The sequence below is a fragment of the Thalassospira profundimaris WP0211 genome (assembly GCF_000300275.1).
Lineage (GTDB): Bacteria > Pseudomonadota > Alphaproteobacteria > Rhodospirillales > Thalassospiraceae > Thalassospira > Thalassospira profundimaris.
The window spans coordinates 235,190-255,115 of record NZ_AMRN01000007.1; the positions used below are offsets into that span (position 1 = coordinate 235,190).

At 54.2% G+C, this 19,926-nt stretch carries 20 protein-coding genes; 4 read left to right on the forward strand and 16 right to left on the reverse strand.

Annotated features, from left to right (window positions below; translation table 11 throughout):
* Nucleotides 1-172: 172 nt before the first annotated feature.
* Both gltX and TH2_RS14510 read left to right on the forward strand, forming a co-directional pair.
* Complete coding sequence (gene gltX, locus TH2_RS14505; protein ID WP_008891189.1) at nt 173-1,579, forward strand: glutamate--tRNA ligase; 1,407 nt, start codon at nt 173-175, stop codon at nt 1,577-1,579.
* Between the two features lie 110 nt (nt 1,580-1,689).
* A complete protein-coding gene (locus TH2_RS14510) occupies nt 1,690-2,997 on the forward strand; it encodes a citrate synthase (RefSeq protein WP_040823987.1) in 1,308 nt (435 codons plus the stop codon).
* A gap of 100 nt (nt 2,998-3,097) precedes the next feature.
* Here the strand turns inward: TH2_RS14510 and TH2_RS14515 are convergent, their stop codons facing one another.
* From TH2_RS14515 to rpsB, 16 genes are all read right to left on the reverse strand, one after another.
* On the reverse strand, nt 3,098-3,538 hold the full coding sequence (locus tag TH2_RS14515; RefSeq protein ID WP_008891191.1) for a VOC family protein: 441 nt from the start codon (nt 3,536-3,538) through the stop codon (nt 3,098-3,100).
* Between the two features lie 75 nt (nt 3,539-3,613).
* Nucleotides 3,614-4,780: a lipid-A-disaccharide synthase gene (gene lpxB / locus TH2_RS14520; RefSeq protein WP_008891192.1), complete on the reverse strand. Its 1,167-nt coding sequence runs from the start codon at nt 4,778-4,780 to the stop codon at nt 3,614-3,616.
* The gene (locus TH2_RS14525) at nt 4,770-5,633 is read right to left on the reverse strand and encodes an LpxI family protein (RefSeq protein WP_040823989.1); all 864 of its coding nucleotides are present in this window, start codon (nt 5,631-5,633) and stop codon (nt 4,770-4,772) included. The genes lpxB and TH2_RS14525 overlap by 11 nt, the downstream gene beginning before the upstream one ends.
* A complete protein-coding gene (lpxA, locus tag TH2_RS14530; protein ID WP_008891194.1) occupies nt 5,614-6,417 on the reverse strand; it encodes an acyl-ACP--UDP-N-acetylglucosamine O-acyltransferase in 804 nt (267 codons plus the stop codon). The genes TH2_RS14525 and lpxA overlap by 20 nt, the downstream gene beginning before the upstream one ends.
* Nucleotides 6,418-6,419: 2 nt before the next feature.
* Nucleotides 6,420-6,869, reverse strand: coding sequence for a 3-hydroxyacyl-ACP dehydratase FabZ (gene fabZ / locus TH2_RS14535; RefSeq protein WP_008891195.1), 450 nt, complete (start codon nt 6,867-6,869; stop codon nt 6,420-6,422).
* Between the two features lie 11 nt (nt 6,870-6,880).
* Complete coding sequence (gene lpxD / locus TH2_RS14540; protein WP_008891196.1) at nt 6,881-7,900, reverse strand: UDP-3-O-(3-hydroxymyristoyl)glucosamine N-acyltransferase; 1,020 nt, start codon at nt 7,898-7,900, stop codon at nt 6,881-6,883.
* Nucleotides 7,900-8,478: an OmpH/Skp family outer membrane protein gene (locus TH2_RS14545; RefSeq protein WP_008891197.1), complete on the reverse strand. Its 579-nt coding sequence runs from the start codon at nt 8,476-8,478 to the stop codon at nt 7,900-7,902. Before TH2_RS14545 ends, lpxD begins: the two co-directional genes overlap by 1 nt.
* Nucleotides 8,479-10,773 (reverse strand): outer membrane protein assembly factor BamA, encoded by a 2,295-nt coding sequence (gene bamA, locus TH2_RS14550; protein ID WP_040824076.1) that lies wholly within the window; start codon nt 10,771-10,773, stop codon nt 8,479-8,481.
* A gap of 26 nt (nt 10,774-10,799) precedes the next feature.
* Nucleotides 10,800-11,903: an RIP metalloprotease RseP gene (rseP, locus tag TH2_RS14555; protein ID WP_008891199.1), complete on the reverse strand. Its 1,104-nt coding sequence runs from the start codon at nt 11,901-11,903 to the stop codon at nt 10,800-10,802.
* A gap of 38 nt (nt 11,904-11,941) precedes the next feature.
* Nucleotides 11,942-13,105, reverse strand: a complete 1,164-nt coding sequence (locus tag TH2_RS14560) for a 1-deoxy-D-xylulose-5-phosphate reductoisomerase (RefSeq protein ID WP_008891200.1) — start codon at nt 13,103-13,105, stop codon at nt 11,942-11,944.
* Nucleotides 13,106-13,144: 39 nt separating this feature from the next.
* The gene (locus TH2_RS14565; RefSeq protein ID WP_274517102.1) at nt 13,145-14,041 is read right to left on the reverse strand and encodes a phosphatidate cytidylyltransferase; all 897 of its coding nucleotides are present in this window, start codon (nt 14,039-14,041) and stop codon (nt 13,145-13,147) included.
* Nucleotides 13,950-14,690 carry an isoprenyl transferase gene (locus TH2_RS14570; RefSeq protein ID WP_008891202.1) on the reverse strand — a complete coding sequence of 247 codons (741 nt, stop codon included), beginning with the start codon at nt 14,688-14,690 and terminating at the stop codon, nt 13,950-13,952. The genes TH2_RS14565 and TH2_RS14570 overlap by 92 nt, the downstream gene beginning before the upstream one ends.
* Before the next feature lie 2 nt (nt 14,691-14,692).
* On the reverse strand, nt 14,693-15,256 hold the full coding sequence (gene frr / locus TH2_RS14575) for a ribosome recycling factor (protein WP_008891203.1): 564 nt from the start codon (nt 15,254-15,256) through the stop codon (nt 14,693-14,695).
* A 2-nt stretch (nt 15,257-15,258) separates the two neighbouring features.
* The gene (pyrH, locus tag TH2_RS14580; RefSeq protein WP_040824079.1) at nt 15,259-15,990 is read right to left on the reverse strand and encodes a UMP kinase; all 732 of its coding nucleotides are present in this window, start codon (nt 15,988-15,990) and stop codon (nt 15,259-15,261) included.
* Nucleotides 15,991-16,156: 166 nt separating this feature from the next.
* Entirely contained in the window at nt 16,157-17,080 is a 924-nt protein-coding gene (gene tsf / locus TH2_RS14585) for a translation elongation factor Ts (protein WP_008891205.1), read from the reverse strand.
* Nucleotides 17,081-17,167: 87 nt separating this feature from the next.
* Nucleotides 17,168-17,947: a 30S ribosomal protein S2 gene (rpsB, locus tag TH2_RS14590; protein ID WP_008891206.1), complete on the reverse strand. Its 780-nt coding sequence runs from the start codon at nt 17,945-17,947 to the stop codon at nt 17,168-17,170.
* Between the two features lie 280 nt (nt 17,948-18,227).
* Here rpsB and TH2_RS14595 point away from each other — a divergent pair, with 280 nt between their 5' ends.
* Nucleotides 18,228-18,755 (forward strand): TetR/AcrR family transcriptional regulator, encoded by a 528-nt coding sequence (locus tag TH2_RS14595; protein WP_238538709.1) that lies wholly within the window; start codon nt 18,228-18,230, stop codon nt 18,753-18,755.
* On the forward strand, nt 18,752-19,885 hold the full coding sequence (locus TH2_RS14600; RefSeq protein ID WP_008891208.1) for an MFS transporter: 1,134 nt from the start codon (nt 18,752-18,754) through the stop codon (nt 19,883-19,885). The genes TH2_RS14595 and TH2_RS14600 overlap by 4 nt, the downstream gene beginning before the upstream one ends.
* Nucleotides 19,886-19,926 lie beyond the last annotated feature (41 nt).

The window sequence follows — 19,926 nt, forward strand, 5'->3', positions numbered from 1 at the left end:
ATTGTTTTAATTTAACTTTACCTGTCGCCGTACGACGAATGTCCAATAGCCCGCCTGCCGCATAGTTTCTATCTAACATCCGCTGTGGTGCAACAGCGTGTCATTTGTGCTATAGCCTGCACGCCAAAAGTCCTCAGGACAAGCGACAACATCCAAATAACGGATAGATTGAATGACGGTTGTTACCCGTTTTGCCCCGTCTCCGACCGGGTTTCTGCATATCGGCGGCGCACGCACCGCACTTTATAACTGGCTATATGCCAAACATACCGGTGGCAAGTTCTTGCTCCGGATCGAGGATACCGACCGTGAACGTTCAACGCCCGAGGCCGTAGACGCCATTTTTGACGGCTTGAACTGGCTTGGCCTGACCGCAGACGAAGAGCCGACTTTCCAGTTTGCCCGTCGCGACCGCCATGCAGAAGTCGCCCAACAGCTTCTTGATGCCGGGAAAGCGTATTATTGCTATTGCTCCCCCGAGGAGCTGACCGCCATGCGCGAGAAAGCCCGCGCAGAAGGCCGTCCAATGAAATATGACGGTACCTGGCGCGATCGCGATCCGTCCGAGGCACCGGAAGGTGTCAAACCGGTGGTCCGCGTCAAGGCCCCGCAGGAAGGCGATGCCGTGATCAATGATCAGGTGCAGGGCGAAGTTCGCGTCGGCAACGAGCAGCTTGACGATTATGTCATCCTGCGCGGCGACGGAACGCCCACCTACATGCTTTCCGTCGTGGTTGATGACCATGACATGGGTGTTACCAACGTCATTCGTGGTGACGACCACCTGACCAACGCATTCCGTCAGAAAGTCATTTATGATGCCATGGGTTGGGACGTTCCGACCTTTGCGCATATCCCGCTGATCCATGGTCCGGATGGCGCCAAGCTGTCAAAACGCCATGGTGCGCTGGGTGTTGATGCTTATCGCGATGAAATGGGCTTCTTGCCCGAGGCATTGAACAACTATCTTCTGCGTCTTGGCTGGGGCCATGGTGATGATGAGGTCATTTCGACCGAGCAGGCGATTGAATGGTTTGACATCACCGATGTCGGCAAAGGGGCTGCGCGCTTTGATTTTGCAAAGCTGACCAACCTTAATGGCATCTACCTGCGTCAGGCCGATGACAAACGCCTTGCAGACGAGGTTTCGCCGCTGATTGCCAAGCAAATTGGCGTCGATGCGCTTGATGCATCGCAAAAAGAAATCTTGATCAACGGCATGGCAGGCCTTAAAGAAAGGGCCAAGACTCTTATCGAGCTCGCCGACTCTTCGGCTTTCTACGTTACCGATGGCATTACGTCCGTTAACGAGAAAGCCCAGTCCCTGATTGATGGTGCACCTGAAGGTCTGTTCAAGGAACTGGCCAACAGTCTTGAAGCGCTTGATAGCTGGACCGAAGAGGACGTTGACGCAAGTGTTCGCGCCATTGCCGATAAGTTTGAGTTAAAGCTTGGCAAAGTTGCGCAGCCCTTGCGGGCGGTGCTTACAGGCTCCAACTCTTCACCAGGCATTTTCGAAGTAATGATTGTGCTTGGCAAAACCCAAACGCTGAAACGCATTCGCCATTTTGATGCATAACAACAGCGAATTAAGAAAAACTAATAACCCGTTTGCGCTTTGTGCGCCGCAGCATTATGCTGCACACAACTTGAAACCGTGTTCGTTCAAACAGGGAAGGAAAAATAGTCATGGCATCTAATCCCAAGACTTCCCACACCGTGACAATGACCGACAATGCCACTGGCAAGTCGTTCGATATGCCGGTGATTGAGGGCAGTGTAGGCCCGTCTGTGATTGACATCCGCAAGCTGTATGCTGAAACCGGATATTTCACCTATGATCCGGGCTTCACTTCGACCGGCTCTTGCCAGTCGGAACTGACCTATATTGATGGCGACGTTGGTATTCTGCGTCACCGCGGTTATGCAATTGATGAACTTGCAGAAAATGCCGACTTCCTCGAAGTCTGCCATCTGCTGCTTTATGGTGAGCTGCCGAATGCCACCGACAAAGCCAAGTTCGAGAATGATATTACCATGCACACCATGGTCCACGAACAGATGCGCAATTTCTATAACGGTTTCCGCCGTGATGCACATCCGATGGCGATCATGTGTGGCGTTGTTGGCGCATTGTCCGCGTTCTATCATGACAGCACCGACATCAACGATCCGAAGCAGCGGATGATTTCGGCCTATCGCCTGATTGCGAAAATGCCGACCATTGCGGCGATGGCGTATAAATATTCCATCGGTCAGCCGTTCCGTTATCCGAACAACAAGCTCGGTTATGCAGAAAACTTCCTGCAGATGATGTTTGGCAACCCGTGTGAAGACTATGAAGTCAATCCGGTTCTGGCCAAGGCAATGGATCGCATCCTGATCCTGCATGCCGACCACGAACAGAATGCGTCGACCTCGACCGTTCGTCTGGCCGGTTCTTCGGGTGCCAACCCGTTTGCATGTATTGCGGCTGGTATCGCATCCCTCTGGGGTCCGGCACATGGTGGCGCAAACGAAGCCGTTCTGGTCATGCTCAACGAAATCGGCGATGTGAAAAACATCCCGGAATACGTTGCAAAAGCAAAAGACAAGAACGATCCGTTCCGTCTGATGGGCTTTGGTCACCGCGTTTACAAAAACTACGATCCGCGCGCCAAGGTCATGCAGGAAACCTGCCACGAGGTTCTTAAAGAACTCAACATCAGCGACCCGCTGCTTGACGTTGCCCAGGAACTGGAACGTATCGCACGTGAAGACGAGTACTTCATCGAGAAGAAACTCTATCCGAACGTTGACTTCTATTCGGGCATCATCTTCAAGGCGATGGGCATCCCGGTCAGCATGTTCACCGTGCTGTTCGCTGTTGCACGTACCGTTGGCTGGATTTCCCAGTGGAAAGAGATGATCGAAGATCCGTCTCAGAAAATCGGTCGTCCGCGTCAGCTGTTTACCGGTGTTGCAGAACGTCCGTTCGTTCCGGTCGACAAGCGCTAAGCCGCGTCGACATCGACAGATCAAGGAAAAGGCCCGGAATTTTCCGGGCCTTTTTGTATTTGTGAGGCAGCTTTAACCTGCCCCACGATATTTTCCGGGCTTACCAGCTTCCGGTGTTTTCCATGCTGGCCCACGGTTCAGCCGGGGCGAGGCTTTCGCCTTTTTGCAGGAACTCGATGGAAATGCCGTCCGGGGAACGAACAAACGCCATGCGCCCATCACGCGGCGGACGGTTGATGGTGACACCCGCATCCATCAGTTTCTGACAAAGCGCATAAATATCGTCGACTTCATAGGCCAGGTGCCCGAAGTTACGACCACCGGAATAGCTTTCCGGGTCCCAGTTGTAGGTCAGTTCAAGTTCCGGGGCCTTGACGGATTTGGCACTTTCGACGTCCGCCGGCGGTGCAAGATAGATCAGGGTGAAACGGCCCTGCTCGCTCTCGATCCGGCGGGTCTCTTTCATGCCAAGAAGGTCGCAATAGAATTTCATCGACTCATCGACATTCTCGACACGTACCATCGTGTGCAGGTAGCGCATAACACTGTCTCCGTTTTCAATTAATCAATGCGAAGAAACTAATTGCAATGCGGGTTTGATGCCACCCGTAACAGGTTATTTTTTGGCGATGATTTTCAAAATCTGCTCGGCGGCCTTTTCGCTGGGCGGTCTGTCACCAAATCCCAGCAAGGTGCAGGCTTTATCAAATCCGTCGATCTGTGCGGCCCGTTCAGGGCTATCAGCCATCAGGGTTTCAAGAACCGGAATGATCTTTTTGGCCTTGCATTTGTCTTGCAGGAATTCCGGGATCAGTTTTTTGCCAAGGACCAGATTAACAATGGTGACCGTATCGATCTTGATCAGGCGTTTTGCAATCCAGCCCGTCACTGCATTGACCTGATAGGCAATGACATGCGGCACACCGGCAATTGCGAGCTCCAGCGAGACGGTGCCTGATGCCGCCAGCGCACAGTCGGCCGCCGAAAACGCGTCATGGCGTTCCTGATCGGTTGCGACAATAATTGGATCGAGTGGCCAGGATTTCATTTCTTCGGTGACGGTGTCGACGACCTTGCTGACCGTTGGCACGACGATGCGTGCATCGGGGTATTTCGAGGCAACATCATCAATGACCTTGCGAAACACCGGCAGGAGGCGTTTGACTTCGGAATTACGGCTTCCGGGCAGAACGGCCAGAAGCTTTTGGTTCGGGTTCAGGCCATGTTGAGCGCGGAACCGCTCACCATCGCCGTCATGGCGTTCTTCGACCGCTGAGTGGCCGATAAAGGTGGTTGGCAGGCCTTCTTTCTCGAAATAGGGCGGTTCAAACGGCAAAAGTGCGAGAAGATGATCGAGGAAACCCGCAATCTTCTTTGCCCGGCCTTCGCGCCACGCCCAGACCGAGGGGGCAACATAGTGCACCAGCGGGATGCCCTTGCCTTTCAGCTTCTTGCCGACCCGAAAGCTGAAATCCGGGGCATCAATGGTAATCACGACATCGGGTTTCTCGGATTTGGCAAAGTCTGCGGTTTGGGAAATGCGTTTGAGCAGATGTGGAATATGCGGCACGACCTCTGTCAGGCCCATGACCGACATTTCGTTCATCGGAAACAGGCTTTTGAGGCCTTCACGCTCCATGCGTGGACCGCCAACACCGATAAAGCGAATATGATCCTGTTTGGCCTTAAGGGCCGCCATCAGGCGTCCACCCAGTTGATCCCCGGATGCCTCGCCAGCCACAAGCATGATTTTTGGGCCAAGCGGCGCGGTTTCATCCGCCATTTTGGCGTTCCTCGTCCGGGAGGGACAGACCAACGACAAACAGGCCCAGCGCATCAGCGCGCGCAATCACCGCGGCGCGGTCAATGATCATGGTCCCACCGGCAAGCAATGCAATGCCACGCAGGCCAGCTTTATGGGCCTCTTCGACGGTTTTCATGCCGATGGCCGGCAGATCAAGGCGTTTGTCCTGTTGCGGCTTGGCAGACTTTACCAGCACCCCGCCAACACCATCACGGCGGTATTTGGCGGAACGGCGCACCATTTCGTCCGTGCCTTCGATCGCCTCAAGGGCCAGAACCAGCCCCTGTTGCACGACACATCCCTGCCCGACATCAGCCTGCCCCAGTGTTCGGGCGACTGCCAGGCCATGGCGGGCATCGGTCATTGCCTGTTCATCGGGTTTGACGGCCCCAAGAACGCCTTCCTCAACCGCGAGATCGCCAAGAATTTCATGGGCGCCCAAAAGCCGGAAGCCCTCGCGTTCGAGTTCCTTGCCGACAAGGCGAAGCAATCCGTCATCGCCAAGCGCGTTGGTGCCTACTTTCATCAAAAGCTTTGCTGCCCTCCAATCCGGGCGGATGGAGGAAAAGCTTGGACGTGCGACCTTGCCTGCCAGAACCACGTCCTGACAGTTTTCCTTGCGCATGGCATCAAGGATTTTCGATGCTGCGCCAAGGCGGGCCGTTACATTCGGGTATTGATCAAGGTCGGCATCATCGGCATAGCCATCAAGCTTGACGATGCAGACATCGCGGCCCATTGAAATGGCCGCGGACGCCAGACGGGCGGGAAGCGCCCCGCCCCCGGCGATAATCCCCAATTTCGGCTGCGGATTATCCTGCGGAGCTGTCATATTTTGGCGTGCATACGGACCGCATGCTTTCCGCTTTGAGGAAATTGATGATTTCCATCACCGGGCCGACGCCCTCAAAATCCTTGGCGACTTCTTCGACACGTTCGGCAAGCGTGCCTTCCTGTGCAAACAGAAGACGATAGGCTTTGCGGAGCGAATGGATGGTTTCACGGTCAAAACCGCGGCGTTTCAGGCCGATGATATTCAGGCCTGAAAGATAGGCACGGTTGCCGATGACAGAACCATAAGGGATGACGTCGCTTTCGACCCCGGTCATGCCGCCGATCATGGCGTGCTTGCCGATACGGACGAACTGGTGAACAGCCGAGAGACCGCCAACGATTGCGAAGTCTTCGACCACCACGTGGCCCGCAAGCGTGCCGTTATTGACCAGAATGCAGTGGTTGCCGACATGGCAATCATGGCCGACATGAGCCCCGGTCATCAGAAGGCAATCGTCACCGATGGTGGTTTCCATACCGCCACCTTCGGTGCCCGGATTAAGAGTTGCGCCCTCGCGGATTTTGGTGCGTTTGCCAACGATCAGGCGGCTGTTTTCGCCCTTGAATTTCAAGTCCTGCGGGGCATGCCCCACAGAGGCAAAGGGATAAACTTCGCACTGATCTCCAAGGGTGGTGTGACCTGCGACCGCCACGTGGCTGTGCAGTTTGACACCATCACCCAAGACAACATTCGGACCGACCACGCTATAGGGTCCGATTTCGACATCCTGACCAATCTGCGCGCCATCTTCGACAACGGCGGTTGGATGTACTTTTGACATTATCAGTTATCCCGGATCATCGCGGCGATGGTTGCCTCGGCAACGACTTGGCCGTCGACCTTGACCTGGCTTTCGAACTTCCAGACCGGGCCGCGGCTTTGTTTTTTGGTCACGTGGATGTGCATGACGTCACCCGGGGTTACCGGTTTACGGAAACGGGCGTTATCGATGCTCATGAAATAGACCAGCTTGCCTTCGGCATCCGCGCCAAGGGTCTGAACGACCAGGATGGCTGCGGTCTGCGCCATGCTTTCGATGATCAGAACGCCCGGCATGATTGGCTGCTGCGGGAAATGACCAGTAAATTGCGGCTCATTCATCGTCACGTTCTTGATGCCGGTGGCACGGACATCGGTTTCGATGTCGATGACCTTGTCAATCAGAAGGAACGGATAGCGATGCGGAATCATTTCCAGAATGCGCTGGATATCGACACTTACCAGTTCGGTCATGTGTGTAGCCCTTATTTCTTTTTTCGTATCAGACGCGACAAGGCGACCGTCTGTTTATGATATTCCATGACCGGAACGGCGGGACTTCCGCCCACAGTTTCCCCCGGCCCCACATTTTTCATGACACCCGACTGGGCTGCGACTTTCGCGCCATCGCCGATTTCGAGGTGTCCTGTAATGCCTGCCTGACCGGCAAGCACGACAAAATTGCCAATCTTGGTCGAGCCCGAGATCCCGACTTGCGAGACAACAACACAGCCCATGCCAAGTTCAACGTTATGGCCGATTTGCACCAGATTGTCGATACGACAGCCGTTACCAATAACAGTATCGGGCCCTGCCCCACGGTCAATCGTGCTGTTTGAACCGACTTCGACGTCATTGCCAATGACAACCCGGCCCAATTGCGGAACCTTGGCGTGCCCTTGCGGCCCCATGGCAAAGCCAAAGCCGTCCTGCCCGATGCGGGCACCGGGATAGATCAGGCACAGGTTGCCAATCAGGCTGTGGCTGATGGAGGCATTCGCACCCACCTTACAACCCGCACCGATGACAACCCCGTCACCAATGACAGCATTGGATGCGATTATGGTCCCATCGCCGATTTCGCAATTGGCACCGATGACGGCACCGGCATCGACCTGAACACCTTTGCCAAGTTTGGCAGACGGGTCGATCACCGCATGATCGGAAATGATGCCAGTACCGGTTTCGAACGGATAGAACGCGGTCGCGGCTTTGGCATACGCACGGTACGGGTCCTTGGTTACGAACAACACCATGCCTTCGGGTGCGCGCTCGACAAACTCAGGGCGCACAAAGCACGCCCCTGCCTTGCTGCTGACAAACGCATCAAGATATTTGCGATTGTCAAAGAAGCTCAGGATATCGCCACCTGCGTTTTGCAGTGGCGAGACGTCCTGAAAGACCCGTGTTTCGTCGGGCGCATTGACCGGCGTTGTTTCCGTCAGTGCGGCGATTTCAGCAACACTGAAGGGGCCCTTGCGGCTGAAAAAACGGGCATCCGCCATCAGGAGCCTTCCTTGAATTCAACCGTGATGGTTGGAACCTCGGCATTTGCGCGATCGAAAACTTCCTTGGTCGCATCCATGGTGGTTGCAAACAGAACGGCTTGACCACGATGCAGGACAAGGTTCGCACCACGTTCTTCAGCAATGCTTCCGATGATTTCATTCAGGGCTTGCGAGAATTTGGACTGAGCTTCCGCTAGGGCTTGATCGAGAACACGGCTGCGGGCTTGGGCAAATTTCTGGAAATCAGCAACTTTTTGCTGAAATTCCTTCTGTTTGCCCTGGAACACGTCAGCAGCCAGCAGCGTGCGTTGCTGAGCCAGTTGTTTTTCTTCCTCGCGCAATCCCTGTTCGCGGGTTTCGATTTCCTTTTGATAGGCAACCTGTCGATCGCGGATTTGTTTGCGGGCATCCTGCATGGCAGATGCTTCACGCATGATACCTGCGACATCGACAATCATAACGGAGGCAAAGTTATCCGGGTTCGGTTCTTGCGCCTGCGCAACATTGGCATGCGCAGTGAAACCGATAAGAGCGGAGAGAACCAGCAAATTACGGAGCGATTTGATCATTTTCATTTAGAATCTCGTTCCGAAGTTAAGTCGGAACATTTCCTCTTTGTCGTGATCTTCTTTTGTGACGGCCTGAGAGATGTCCACACCAATCGGGCCAAACGGCGATTCCCAACCTACACCGACACCAACAGAGCTTCTTAGAGAGCCCGTATCATATATTTCGCCAGGACGGGCACCGTCGACGTCCTGCCCGGAACCGAAATCACTAAACACGCGACCGGTCAAAGCAAACTCGGAGGGCAGCCCGAGCGGGAAGTCCAGCTGAACGGTTCCAGTGTAGTACAGTTTGGAACCCAAAGCATCCCCGGTCGCGATGTCACGCGGGCCGACACCAGCAGCTTCGAAACCACGCAGGTTTGAACCACCGACAGAAAAACGTTGAGAAATACGGGTATCATCATCGAACCCGAAGATATAGCCTGTTGAGCCACGGGTTGAGAGCACCCACTCATGCTCGCGATCCAGCGGGTAGTAATACCCACCCTCAACACGCGACCGCAAATATTGCTCATCACCGCCAAGACCGGCCAAATCATTTGACAGACGAGCAAAATAACCCTCTGTCGGCGAAATCGAGCTGTCACGTTCATCATAGGTCAAAGTATGACCAATGGCAGACTCAACAAATTCGGTCTCTTCAGCCAACAGGAGGCGTGATGCACTATTACGATTAATGTTGGAATAGCTGTTTTGCTCCAGGGTATAGCGGAAGGCGTGGGACAGTTCCTCGCTGTAGCGGAAGCCTGCACGCAGACGACCACCGGTCTGCTCTTCATCATAAGAGCTTTCGTCCTGATTATCCTCTTCACGGCGGTAGACATCAAACCCTGCCGCAATTTCCCGATCGAGGAAATACGGCTCAGTGAAGGACAGGTCGATCTGCTGATCAGAAGAACCAAGCGTGAAGTTCAGGCGCAAATCCTGGCCTTTGCCAAGCAGGTTGCGTTCTCGAATACCGAGTTGTCCAAACGCGCCGTCATCGGTTCCGTAACCTGCACCAATGGAAAACTCACCAGTGGATTTTTCTTCGACATCGACCTCGATCACGGTCTGATCAGGCGAGGCACCCGGCAGAGTTTTGACGTCGACAGATTTAAAGAAGTTGAGGTTTTCGATGCGTTGTTTGGAGCGCTGCATCTTGGAACTGCTGAAAGCATCGCCTTCGACCAAGCGGAATTCGCGACGGATCACCTCATCCAACGTCCTGACGTTGCCGACAACGTTGATGCGTTCGACATAGACCTTTGGTCCTTCGGAGATATTGAAGGTGATGTCAATTGTGCCGGTTTCGCGGTTGCGCTGCACATTTGGACGAATATCAATGAAGGCGTAACCTTGGTCCCCGACACTGTCGGTCAAAGCGTCAACCGCATCGTCCACGAGGTTGGCGTTATACCATTCGCCGCTTTCAATTTCGATCAGCGGCATCAGGGTTTCAGGATCAATCTTGTCGATCTGTGAGACGACATTGATCTCGCCAAACTGATAGCGCTGCCCCTCGCTCACTGTATAGGTGACAAAGAAGTCGGAGCGATCAGGCGTCAACTCGGCAACCGAAGAGAGAACCTGAAAATCGGCATAGCCGGCAGAAAGGTAAAACCGGCGCAAAAGTTCGCGGTCAAAGGTCACACGGTCGGGATCGTAGTTATCGTCGGCCGTCAGGATCTTCCACCACGCACTTTCAGTCGTGCGGATTACGTCAGACAGTTCACCGTCATCAAAAGCCTTGTTGCCGACAAAGTTGATCTTGCGGATCCCGGTGGCATCCCCTTCATCAATCTCGAACGCCAGATCGACACGGTTCTGGTCAAGCTGGATGACCTTGGGCTCAACCGTTGCGGCGAAACGTCCGCTGCGGCGATAAAGCTCCAGAATACGTTGAACGTCGGCCTGAACCTTGGTTCGGGTGTAAACAACGCGCGGGCGCAACTGTAATTCTGCACTCAGGGTATCGTCTTTAAGACGCTGGTTTCCTTCAAACGCAATGCGGTTGATGATCGGGTTTTCAACGACATTTACCCGCAAAATTCCCCGATTGAAGGAGAAGGACACGTCGGCAAACAGGCCGGTTGAGAAAAGCGCCTTGAGCGAACTGTTTATTTTCTGGATGTCGTAGGAATCGCCCGGTGAGACGGTGAGGTAGGCATTCACCGTCGCCGTTTCGATACGATTATTGCCTTCGACTTCAATGTCGCGAATCAGACCCGATTGGGCATGCACGGCCACAGGAACAATCAATGGCGCCGTTCCGCCAAGCAAGGCCGTAATGACAACGGCCGCTTTTACCTTACGCAGCAAGTTAACCCCCCTGTTGCTGTCATGCATTAGCCAGCAAGTCCTTTGAGGAAACTAAAGACACCCAATTGCGTCAAATCGTTCCACGTTGCGAAAATTATTAAGCTGAATACCAAACCCGCGCCGATACGGAAACCATATTCTTGTGCTTTTGCCCCCAATGGCTTACCGCGAATTGCCTCAATCGCGTAGAACACAAGATGACCACCATCCAGGACCGGAACAGGCATCAGGTTGATCAACCCAAGGCTGATGGAAAGATAGCCCATAAAGAACAGAAGCGGCGCGATGCCCCCTTCGGCCACCTGTCCTGACATCTGCGCGATCCGGATCGGCCCGCCCAGTTCAGAGCTATCACGATCACCACTGATCATTTCACCGAGCGCCGAGAAGGTCTGCGTCGTCAGTGAATAGGTCGTCTCAAACGCGCGACCGACCGATTCAACAACCCCGGTACGGCTCGTCTCAAAGTCACCAGCGGTGATGCCGAGGCGTCCGACCGTCGCAGTCATACCACCCTCGTCGACTTCGACGGCTTCGGGCGTTACGGCAAGATCAACGATTTCGCTGTCGCGTTGGACCGTCACGGAAATCGGTTGCCCGGGATTTGCACGCACAATGTCAGAAAGCTCAGAAAACCATTCAACCGACTGACCGTTGATCGCCGTGATACGGTCATCAGCCATGAGGCCCGCGCTAGATGCCGGGCTGTTTTCAAGAACTTCGCCCACAACCGGCAAGGCACGCTGTTGTCCGACAGCGGCAAACAGGAAGGTAAAGACGATAATGGCAAAGATGAAGTTGGCCAAAGGTCCGGCAAAAACGATGGCCGCGCGTGCGGCGACCCCTTTGTGATGGAAGGCGTGTTTTGCTTCTTCGGCGTCAAGGTCATCGCGACCACCGGCACTGGCAGGGTTCATATCGCCAAACATTTTGACGTAACCACCAAGCGGGATCAGGCTGACTTTCCAGCGCGTGCCTTTTTTATCCTGCCAACCAAAAAGTTCGGGGCCAAACCCGATTGAAAAGGCTTCGACCTTCACGCCGTTTTTGATTGCCACCCAGTAGTGACCATATTCGTGAACGAACACGAGTACCGAGAGCACAAAAAGAAAAGCAAGTAAGGTTTCCATCAAGAATTCCCTAAGCCGGTGAAACCGGCAGTTTCAATCTAAGAAGCCGACACAAGGCACGCCGAGGTTTCCCGGCGCACCATTGCGTCTGTTTCAAATACCTGTTCAAGACTGGTCAGCGGTTCGCTTCCAAGCCTTGTCATGACCTTTTCGACAGTCCCGGCAATATCAAGGAAGCCGATTCTGTCGTTAAGGAACGCTTCGACGGCGACTTCGTTGGCAGCGTTCAGAACAGTAGGCAGCGTGCCACCTTCCTGCAAGGCCTGTCGTGCCAGACGAAGAGCCGGGAAACGATTTGTATCCGGCGCCTCGAAGTTCAAACGCCCGATCGTGGCAAAATCAAGACGCGGTGCGTCCACTTTGATCCGATCCGGCCATGAAAGCGCATAAGCGATCGGTGTGCGCATATCGGGAGATCCCAGCTGTGCGAGCACGGAACCATCAGGATATTCCACCATACTGTGAACAACTGACTGCGGATGAACAACAATTTCAATCTGTTCCTCGGCCACCGGGAACAGATGCCAAGCCTCTATCAGCTCCAACCCTTTGTTCATCATGGTCGCAGAATCGATAGAAATCTTTGCGCCCATTTCCCAATTCGGATGCGCCAAAGCCTGTACCCGGGTGACAGATTGCATGTCCTTTAACGACCATTCCCGGAATGGACCGCCCGACGCGGTTAGAAGGATACGGTCGATGCGCGTTTCTTCGCGATCCTCGAGAACCTGGAAAATTGCACTATGTTCGGAATCAACCGGGATCAATGTCGCACCATGCCTGGAAATTTCCGCCGTCATCAGGGCGCCAGCACAAACCAGCGTTTCCTTATTGGCAAGTCCGATGCGCGCACCGCGGCGAATGGCAGCCAGCGTCGGTTTCAGGCCAGCTGCCCCAACAATTGCGGCAATGACGATGTCAGAGGAACGTTCAGCAGCCTCGATCAGCGCGTCTTCGCCGGCCGCGATTTCAATACCCCTCCCCGCCAGGGCATCACGAAGGTCAGCAAAACAGGAAGAATCGCCGATCACGGCGCATTTGGCACCAAGTTCGATGGCGGCCTTGGCCAATGCATCGACATTGCGATGCGCCGTTACAGCTTCGACAACATATTTGTCAGTGTGGGACTTCAAAACATCAACGGTGCTGGCCCCGATGGAACCGGTAACACCAAAGACACTGACGGATTTCTTCAAAGTCATCAAACACCTGTAAAGACAGCAGCCCGAGGATTGGCCGCCTTAACGCAGAGAAAGCCCTGCGAAACAGATAATAGCAAAGGCCACAGGAAACACCGACAACATCCCGTCAGCACGATCAAGCAATCCGCCATGGCCCGGGATCAAGTGACTGCTGTCCTTGACCTTGAAACGACGTTTGAGTGCGGATTCACCAAGATCACCGATTTGGGCAATGATCGCCAAAACCATACTGACCGCGACAATCGCCCAATTAATCGCACCGGAACTGAAATAGGTGACCAATCCACCAATCAAACCGGCACAGACCATGCCACCGATCAGCCCCGCCCACGTTTTCTTCGGGCTGAAGCGTGGTGCGAGTTTTGGTCCGCCGATGGTCTTGCCAAAGGCATAACCGCCTGTGTCGGTCGCCCAGACAAGGAAGAACAGCCACATAATGATCAGAAGACCGTCGCCATCCTGGGTACGCAGCCAAAGCGCTGACAATGCAGCAACCGAGATGTACAAAACGCCAAACCCGGCAAGCAACCAGTTTGCGCCCGAGCGGGCCGCAGCAATAATCACACCGATAGCAATCGGCATGACAATATATTCTTCCTGACCAGCGACATACATTATCATCGCAACCGCAAGCGCAACGGCGGTAACAACCGATATGCCGTTATGGTGGTTCGGGGCGCACATCCGCGACCATTCCCACATCATCCCTGCAGAAAACACAAACAGTAATATGTCAAAATAGGGAGATCCGAACCAGACCGCCGCAACGGCCACTGGTGCCATAACCATCGCGGAAAGAACGCGTGGTAACAGGCCGGAATTGGTATCTTTTTGATCTTGTGTCTCAGATGACGGCACCAAAACGCCGCTCCCGCCCGGCAAAATTATCGATAGCTTTTTCGAGATGGCTGCGATCAAAGTCCGGCCAAAGCACATCTTCAAAGACGAATTCAGTATAGGCCGACTGCCAGAGCAGGAAGTTGCTGATCCGCTGTTCGCCACTGGTTCGGATCAGAAGATCCGGGTCCGGAATACCGGCTGTCGACAAGTTTTGTTCGATCAGGTCTTCGGTAATCTCGTCGGCGGACAGTTCACCGGCTGCAACCTTGGCGGCAATATCGCGCACAGCCTGCGTGATTTCAGCACGCGCGCCATAGCTCAGTGCGATGGTCAGGTTCAGGCGCGTATTGTCGCGTGTTTGATCTTCGGCCTTGGCCAGAAGTTCACGGATATCATCAGCAAAACGCGAACGATCACCGATGATGCGAATTTTGATACCATTTTTGTGCAAAGTGGATAATTCGCGCTTCACAAACAGGCGCAGCAACCCCATCAGATCGCTGACTTCGCTTTCCGGACGCTTCCAGTTCTCGGTCGAGAAGCCATAAAGCGTCAGATACTCGATCCCAAGTTCGCCTGCGGCTTCGATGGTGCGACGGACGGCATCGACACCGGCGCGATGCCCCATCGTCCGCGGTCGGCCACGCCCGCGCGCCCAGCGCCCGTTGCCATCCATGATGATGGCAACATGACGCGGCACACAAAGCGCATCTGAAGGTTGAGTTTGCGAAGAAAGCACAGCCATAATCAGACTTGCATGATTTCCTGTTCTTTGTGGGCGAGTGCTTCGTCGATCTCGCCGATGACCTTGTCGGTCAGCTTCTGGACTTCTTTTTCTTCGTCGTGCATCTCGTCCTTGGAGATGTCTCCGTCCTTTTCCCATTTTTTCAGCTGATCCATGCCATCGCGACGGACGTTACGAACCGAAATCTTGGCCTGCTCGGCATATTTGCCGGCAACCTTGGAAAGTTCGGTACGACGTTCTTCGTTAAGTGCCGGGATCGGAACGCGAACAAGCGTGCCATCAGCAGCCGGGTTCAGGCCAAGGCCCGAATCACGGATGGCTTTTTCGACGGCCTTGACCATCGACTTGTCCCAAACCTGAACCGAAAGCATACGGGATTCTGGAACACTGACCGATGCCACCTGATTAAGCGGGGTCGGAACGCCATAGGCTTCAACCATGACCGGTTCCAGAAGGCTCACACTGGCGCGCCCGGTACGCAGACCGGTGAACTCCTTGTGCAATACTTCCACAGCCCCTTCCATACGGCGGGACAGGTCCTTTTTTAGGCCAGCAACGTCAGACACGTTCAGTCTCCATTCGAAATAATCGTAAACGTCCCCTTCGCAGAAACAACGTCTGCGAAGGCACCCGGATTATGCAAAGAAAATACAATAACCGGAATATCATTTTCGCGTGCCAAAGAAATAGCCGATGCGTCCATAACACGCAAATCTTTGGACAGAACTTCCATATAGGTCAGAGAGTCATAGCGTTCTGCCGTCGGGTCGGTTTTCGGATCCGCAGTGTAGACACCGTCAACCTGGGTGCCCTTGAGCAACGCATCACAGCCCATTTCAACCGCGCGCAAGGCAGCAGCAGTATCGGTGGTGAAGAACGGGTTACCAGTGCCCGCAGCAAAGATCACAACCCGGCCCTTTTCCATGTGACGGACCGCGCGGCGGCGCACATAGGGCTCACAGACAGAAGACATCGGGATGGCGGATTGTACGCGGGTCTGAACGCCATGGCGTTCCAGCGCGTTCTGAACAGCAAGGGCGTTCATGATGGTGGCGAGCATGCCCATATAGTCGGCGGTTGCACGTTCCATGCCCTGGGAGGCACCTTTCACACCGCGGAAAATGTTCCCGCCGCCGATCACCATGCAGACTTCAGCACCCATGTCATGAACGGCTTTGATTTCGCTGGCAATCCGGTCAACAGTTTCTGGATCGATACCGTATTGCTGTTTACCCAAAAGCCCCTCGCCCGAGAGCTTCAAAAGGACGCGACGAAACTTCAATGGGCCGTTTTCTGCCATGTCGGATTGCCTCTTAAATGCCGATGTAACGCATTGCCCGAACGCGGGAAATGCAGAATTCAGATATAAAAAGACCGGCGAGTAACAGGGCGGATATGCGCTGCCGACCTCGCCGGTCTGGATCATACACGAAATGGTGGCAAACGCACCATTCCGAACAGATGTTTTATTTGTTCAGCTGCTCAGCAACTTCGGCAGCAAAGTCTTTTTCTTCGCGTTCGATGCCTTCACCGAGTTCGAAGCGAACAAAGCCCTTAAGGGTGATCGGCTTGCCAGCTTCTTTGGCAGCGTTCTCAATCACGGTTTTGACTTTGTTTTCACCGTCAATCACGAAGGTCTGCTCAACCAGAACAACCTGCTCGTAATATTTACGGATACGACCTTCGATCATCTTTTCGATGATTTCTGCCGGACGGCCGGATTCTTTGGCCTGTTCGGTCAGAACAGCTTTTTCACGCTCTACCAGTTCCGGATCAAGATCATCGACGGTTGCCGATGCCGGGTTGGTTGCAGCAATGTGCATCGCGATCTGTTTGCCAAGGCCTTCGAGAACGCCAGCGTCTGCTTCGGATTCAAGCGCAACCAGAACACCGATCTTACCCAGATCAGTGGCAACAGCGGAGTGAACGTAGGAAGCAACAACACCTTTGTCGACAGCCAGACCAGCCGAGCGGCGCAGCGACATGTTTTCGCCGATGGTGGCGATCATGTGGGTGACCTGCTCTTCGACGTTACGCGAGGTACCCGGGTAAGCAGCAGCTTTGAGGGCATCGATATCGCCGTTAGCAGCAACCGCCTGATTTGCGATTTCGCCAACAAATTTCTGGAAGTCTTCGTTACGCGAAACGAAGTCGGTCTCGGAGTTCAGCTCGACAACTGCACCTTTGGTGCCATCAACTGCAACAGCAACCAGACCTTCGGCAGCAACACGGCCAGCTTTCTTGGCAGCAGCAGCAAGACCTTTGGTGCGCAGCCAGTCAACAGCTGCTTCAAGGTTACCATCGGTTTCGGACAGCGCTTTTTTGCAATCCATCATGCCAGCGCCGGTGGTTTCGCGAAGCTCTTTAACGAGAGCAGCGGTAATAGCCATTTTTAAAGCCCCTAAGTACGCGATCAGGTTAACACCTAACAAAACGGCGGCATGCTAGCCGCCGTTTCATCAGGTACAAAATGAAACTTATGCGGAAGCTTCTTCTGCAGCTTCGGAAGCAGCAGCTGCCTCGGCCGGAACTTCTTCCGCTTCGCCAAGGTCTGCACCAGAAGCAGTCATTTCTTCCTGGATGCCGTCCAGAACGGAACCAACGAACAGATCGCAATACAGCTGGATTGCGCGGATCGCGTCGTCGTTGCCCGGAACCGGGAACTGAACGTTTGCCGGATCAGAGTTGGAGTCGAGGATCGCAACAACCGGGATGTTCAGGTTTTTGGCATCCTGAATAGCAAGCGATTCTTTGTTGGTGTCGACCACGACGATAATGTCGGGAAGACCACCCATGTCCTTAATGCCGCCAAGAGCGCGCTCAAGCTTGTCGCGCGAACGGGTCAGGTTCAGGATTTCTTTTTTGGTCAGACCTTCTGCACCAGCGTTCAGGATCTCGTCCTGTTCTTTGAGGCGCTTGATCGAGTTGGAAACGGTGTTCCAGTTGGTCAGCATGCCGCCGAGCCAGCGATGGTTCACATAGTACTGGCCGCAACGCTTTGCAGCGTCTGCGATGATCGGGGAAGCCTGACGCTTGGTACCGACGAAGAGAACACGACCACCCGAAGCGGTTACGTCACGAACAGCCTGCATCGCGCGATGCAGCATCGGAACGGTTTCCTGCAGGTTCAGGATGTGAATGTCGTTGCGGGCACCAAAGATGTACGGTTTCATCTTCGGGTTCCAACGGCGGGTGTGGTGACCAAAGTGGACACCAGCTTCCATGAGCTGGCGCATGGTAAAGGTTGGCAAAGCCATGATAATTCCTACCTTTTTCCGGTTAATACCTCCGCGGAAGGGAATTCCATACACCATGTATGAAACACCGGATGGACGAGTTGCCATATGACGGCAGTCGCCGCTCTTCCGCGTGCGATGTTCGAGGCGGCTTTTAGCCCCCCCGGAAACAGAATGCAAGCCCAAAAAGCGCTGCTCTCTGCACCTTCGGACCAACAGCCGATAACATAACAAAACATGGCCAAAGGACAAAAACCTTTGACAGATGTAAAACGATCGTTTTACATCTGTGCGCATGAACATGAAAACCAAACTTCTTACATCCGCAGAACAGCTGTTTGATCAACATGGCTTTATGGCCACCAGCATGGATCAGCTGACCAAGGCCGCCGAAATGTCGAGCCGGACTCTTTATAAGCATGCCGGTGACAAAAACGGGCTGATCCAAGCGGTTCTTATGGAGCGCGACCGGCGTTTCTTGCAGATCATTGACGTTAAAAGCATTGATGATCTGTTTGAGGCACTGCAAAGCTGGGCGGAGACCGAGGGGACGCGCGGCTGCCTGTTCCTGCGTGCATATGGTGAAACCGGCGGTGAGACGCCCGAAATTGCCAAAACCGTGATGGCACATAAGGCGGCCTTCCATGCGCAAATAGCAGGGATCCTGAAAACCGAGCTTGGTGCCAATGATCCAAACCTTGAGCTGCTGACAGAGCAAATCCTTATCCTGATCGAGGGCAGCACGGCGGCCGCCATTTATCGCGGCGCAGAAGCCTTCAAATCCGCACATAAAGCTGCATCGGCACTGATTGCGCAGGCCATAAAATGACAAAAGCATTCAGCATTGGTGCAACCGGGTTTGGCCTGATCGCGGTTTGTTATGGCTTTGCACGGTTTGCGTTTGGGTTGTTTTTGCCCGACATTGACCAGCAGCTATCATTAGGCGCGACTGTTTCCGGGGTGATTTCAGGTGGATCTTTTCTGGGCTATTGCATTGCGATTATTGCGTCAGCCGTTCTGACAGAGCGGATTGGAGCGCGCCTTGTCGCCGTTGGCGCATCTTTGGTCGCCGCCATTGGCATGATTGGAATTGCCACAGCCCCAAATGCCATCTGGCTGGCGTCGGCGGTATTGATTGCCGGATCAAGTACGGGTCTGGCATCCCCCCCTATGGCCGCCGCTGTTGCAGCCGCAGTACAGAAAAATCAACAGAATAAAACAAACGCAACAATCAATGCCGGAACCAGCGTGGGTGTTGCCCTATCTGGCCCTATTGCACTTCTGATGACAGGGGAATGGCGTTTGGCCTTTGCCGGGTTTGCCTTTGTTGCCGTTGTGATGGCAATGATCGCCGGCTTTAGCCTTCCAGCCACACAAACGAAACCGCGTCAGCATCATCGATGGCCGCAACTTGATGGGAATATCTGGCGTTTGATCATTGCAGCCTTTCTGATGGGGGCTGCAAGCACGGCGCTTTGGTCTTTTGGCGGAAAACTTGCGAGCTTCAGGCTTGGCTGGCAGAACAGTGATGTTGGCATTCTGTGGATTGCCATCGGATCGGCGGGCATCGCCGGGGCGTTTTCGGGCAACCTTGTTGCGCGCTTTGGCCTAGGTCGCACACACTGGTTATTTTTGGGGTTGATGTCGGTCGGTATGTTTGCCGTCGGATTTGAGGGAACCAGTGCCCCCATCACATTTATCGGTGGTGCACTGTTTGGCGGGGCTTACGTTCTTTTGACCGGGGTGTATCTGATTTGGGGTGTCAATGCCCTGCCCGACCGTCCTGCCACAGGGTTGATGATCGGCTTCCTGATGATTGCGGTCGGTCAGACCGCCGGTGCGCCGATTTTCGGGCTGATCATGGATACGTTTGGGCCGACATATGCGGTGCTTTCCTTTGCTGTGCTTGGCCTTTCAGCCGGGTTGGCCCGCACCGGCCAGAAAGTCGTGCTCGCCTGAGCATCAAACAAGCAAAAACAGCCCGGCGCCAAATACACGGC

Excerpts from the sequence above, each read along its gene's own strand:
- TH2_RS14595 (WP_238538709.1), top strand. The coding sequence starts at position 18,228 with ATGAAAACCAAACTTCTTACATCCGCAGAACAGCTGTTTGATCAACAT.
- fabZ (WP_008891195.1), bottom strand. The coding sequence starts at position 6,869 with ATGACCGAACTGGTAAGTGTCGATATCCAGCGCATTCTGGAAATGATT.
- gltX (WP_008891189.1), top strand. The coding sequence starts at position 173 with ATGACGGTTGTTACCCGTTTTGCCCCGTCTCCGACCGGGTTTCTGCAT.
- pyrH (WP_040824079.1), bottom strand. The coding sequence starts at position 15,990 with ATGGCAGAAAACGGCCCATTGAAGTTTCGTCGCGTCCTTTTGAAGCTC.
- TH2_RS14600 (WP_008891208.1), top strand. The coding sequence starts at position 18,752 with ATGACAAAAGCATTCAGCATTGGTGCAACCGGGTTTGGCCTGATCGCG.
- TH2_RS14510 (WP_040823987.1), top strand. The coding sequence starts at position 1,690 with ATGGCATCTAATCCCAAGACTTCCCACACCGTGACAATGACCGACAAT.
- lpxD (WP_008891196.1), bottom strand. The coding sequence starts at position 7,900 with ATGGCGGATGCCCGTTTTTTCAGCCGCAAGGGCCCCTTCAGTGTTGCT.
- TH2_RS14560 (WP_008891200.1), bottom strand. The coding sequence starts at position 13,105 with ATGACTTTGAAGAAATCCGTCAGTGTCTTTGGTGTTACCGGTTCCATC.
- lpxB (WP_008891192.1), bottom strand. The coding sequence starts at position 4,780 with ATGGCGGATGAAACCGCGCCGCTTGGCCCAAAAATCATGCTTGTGGCT.
- TH2_RS14515 (WP_008891191.1), bottom strand. The coding sequence starts at position 3,538 with ATGCGCTACCTGCACACGATGGTACGTGTCGAGAATGTCGATGAGTCG.
- rseP (WP_008891199.1), bottom strand. The coding sequence starts at position 11,903 with ATGGAAACCTTACTTGCTTTTCTTTTTGTGCTCTCGGTACTCGTGTTC.
- TH2_RS14525 (WP_040823989.1), bottom strand. The coding sequence starts at position 5,633 with ATGACAGCTCCGCAGGATAATCCGCAGCCGAAATTGGGGATTATCGCC.
- rpsB (WP_008891206.1), bottom strand. The coding sequence starts at position 17,947 with ATGGCTTTGCCAACCTTTACCATGCGCCAGCTCATGGAAGCTGGTGTC.
- TH2_RS14565 (WP_274517102.1), bottom strand. The coding sequence starts at position 14,041 with ATGTGCTTTGGCCGGACTTTGATCGCAGCCATCTCGAAAAAGCTATCG.
- lpxA (WP_008891194.1), bottom strand. The coding sequence starts at position 6,417 with ATGTCAAAAGTACATCCAACCGCCGTTGTCGAAGATGGCGCGCAGATT.
- tsf (WP_008891205.1), bottom strand. The coding sequence starts at position 17,080 with ATGGCTATTACCGCTGCTCTCGTTAAAGAGCTTCGCGAAACCACCGGC.
- TH2_RS14545 (WP_008891197.1), bottom strand. The coding sequence starts at position 8,478 with ATGAAAATGATCAAATCGCTCCGTAATTTGCTGGTTCTCTCCGCTCTT.
- TH2_RS14570 (WP_008891202.1), bottom strand. The coding sequence starts at position 14,690 with ATGGCTGTGCTTTCTTCGCAAACTCAACCTTCAGATGCGCTTTGTGTG.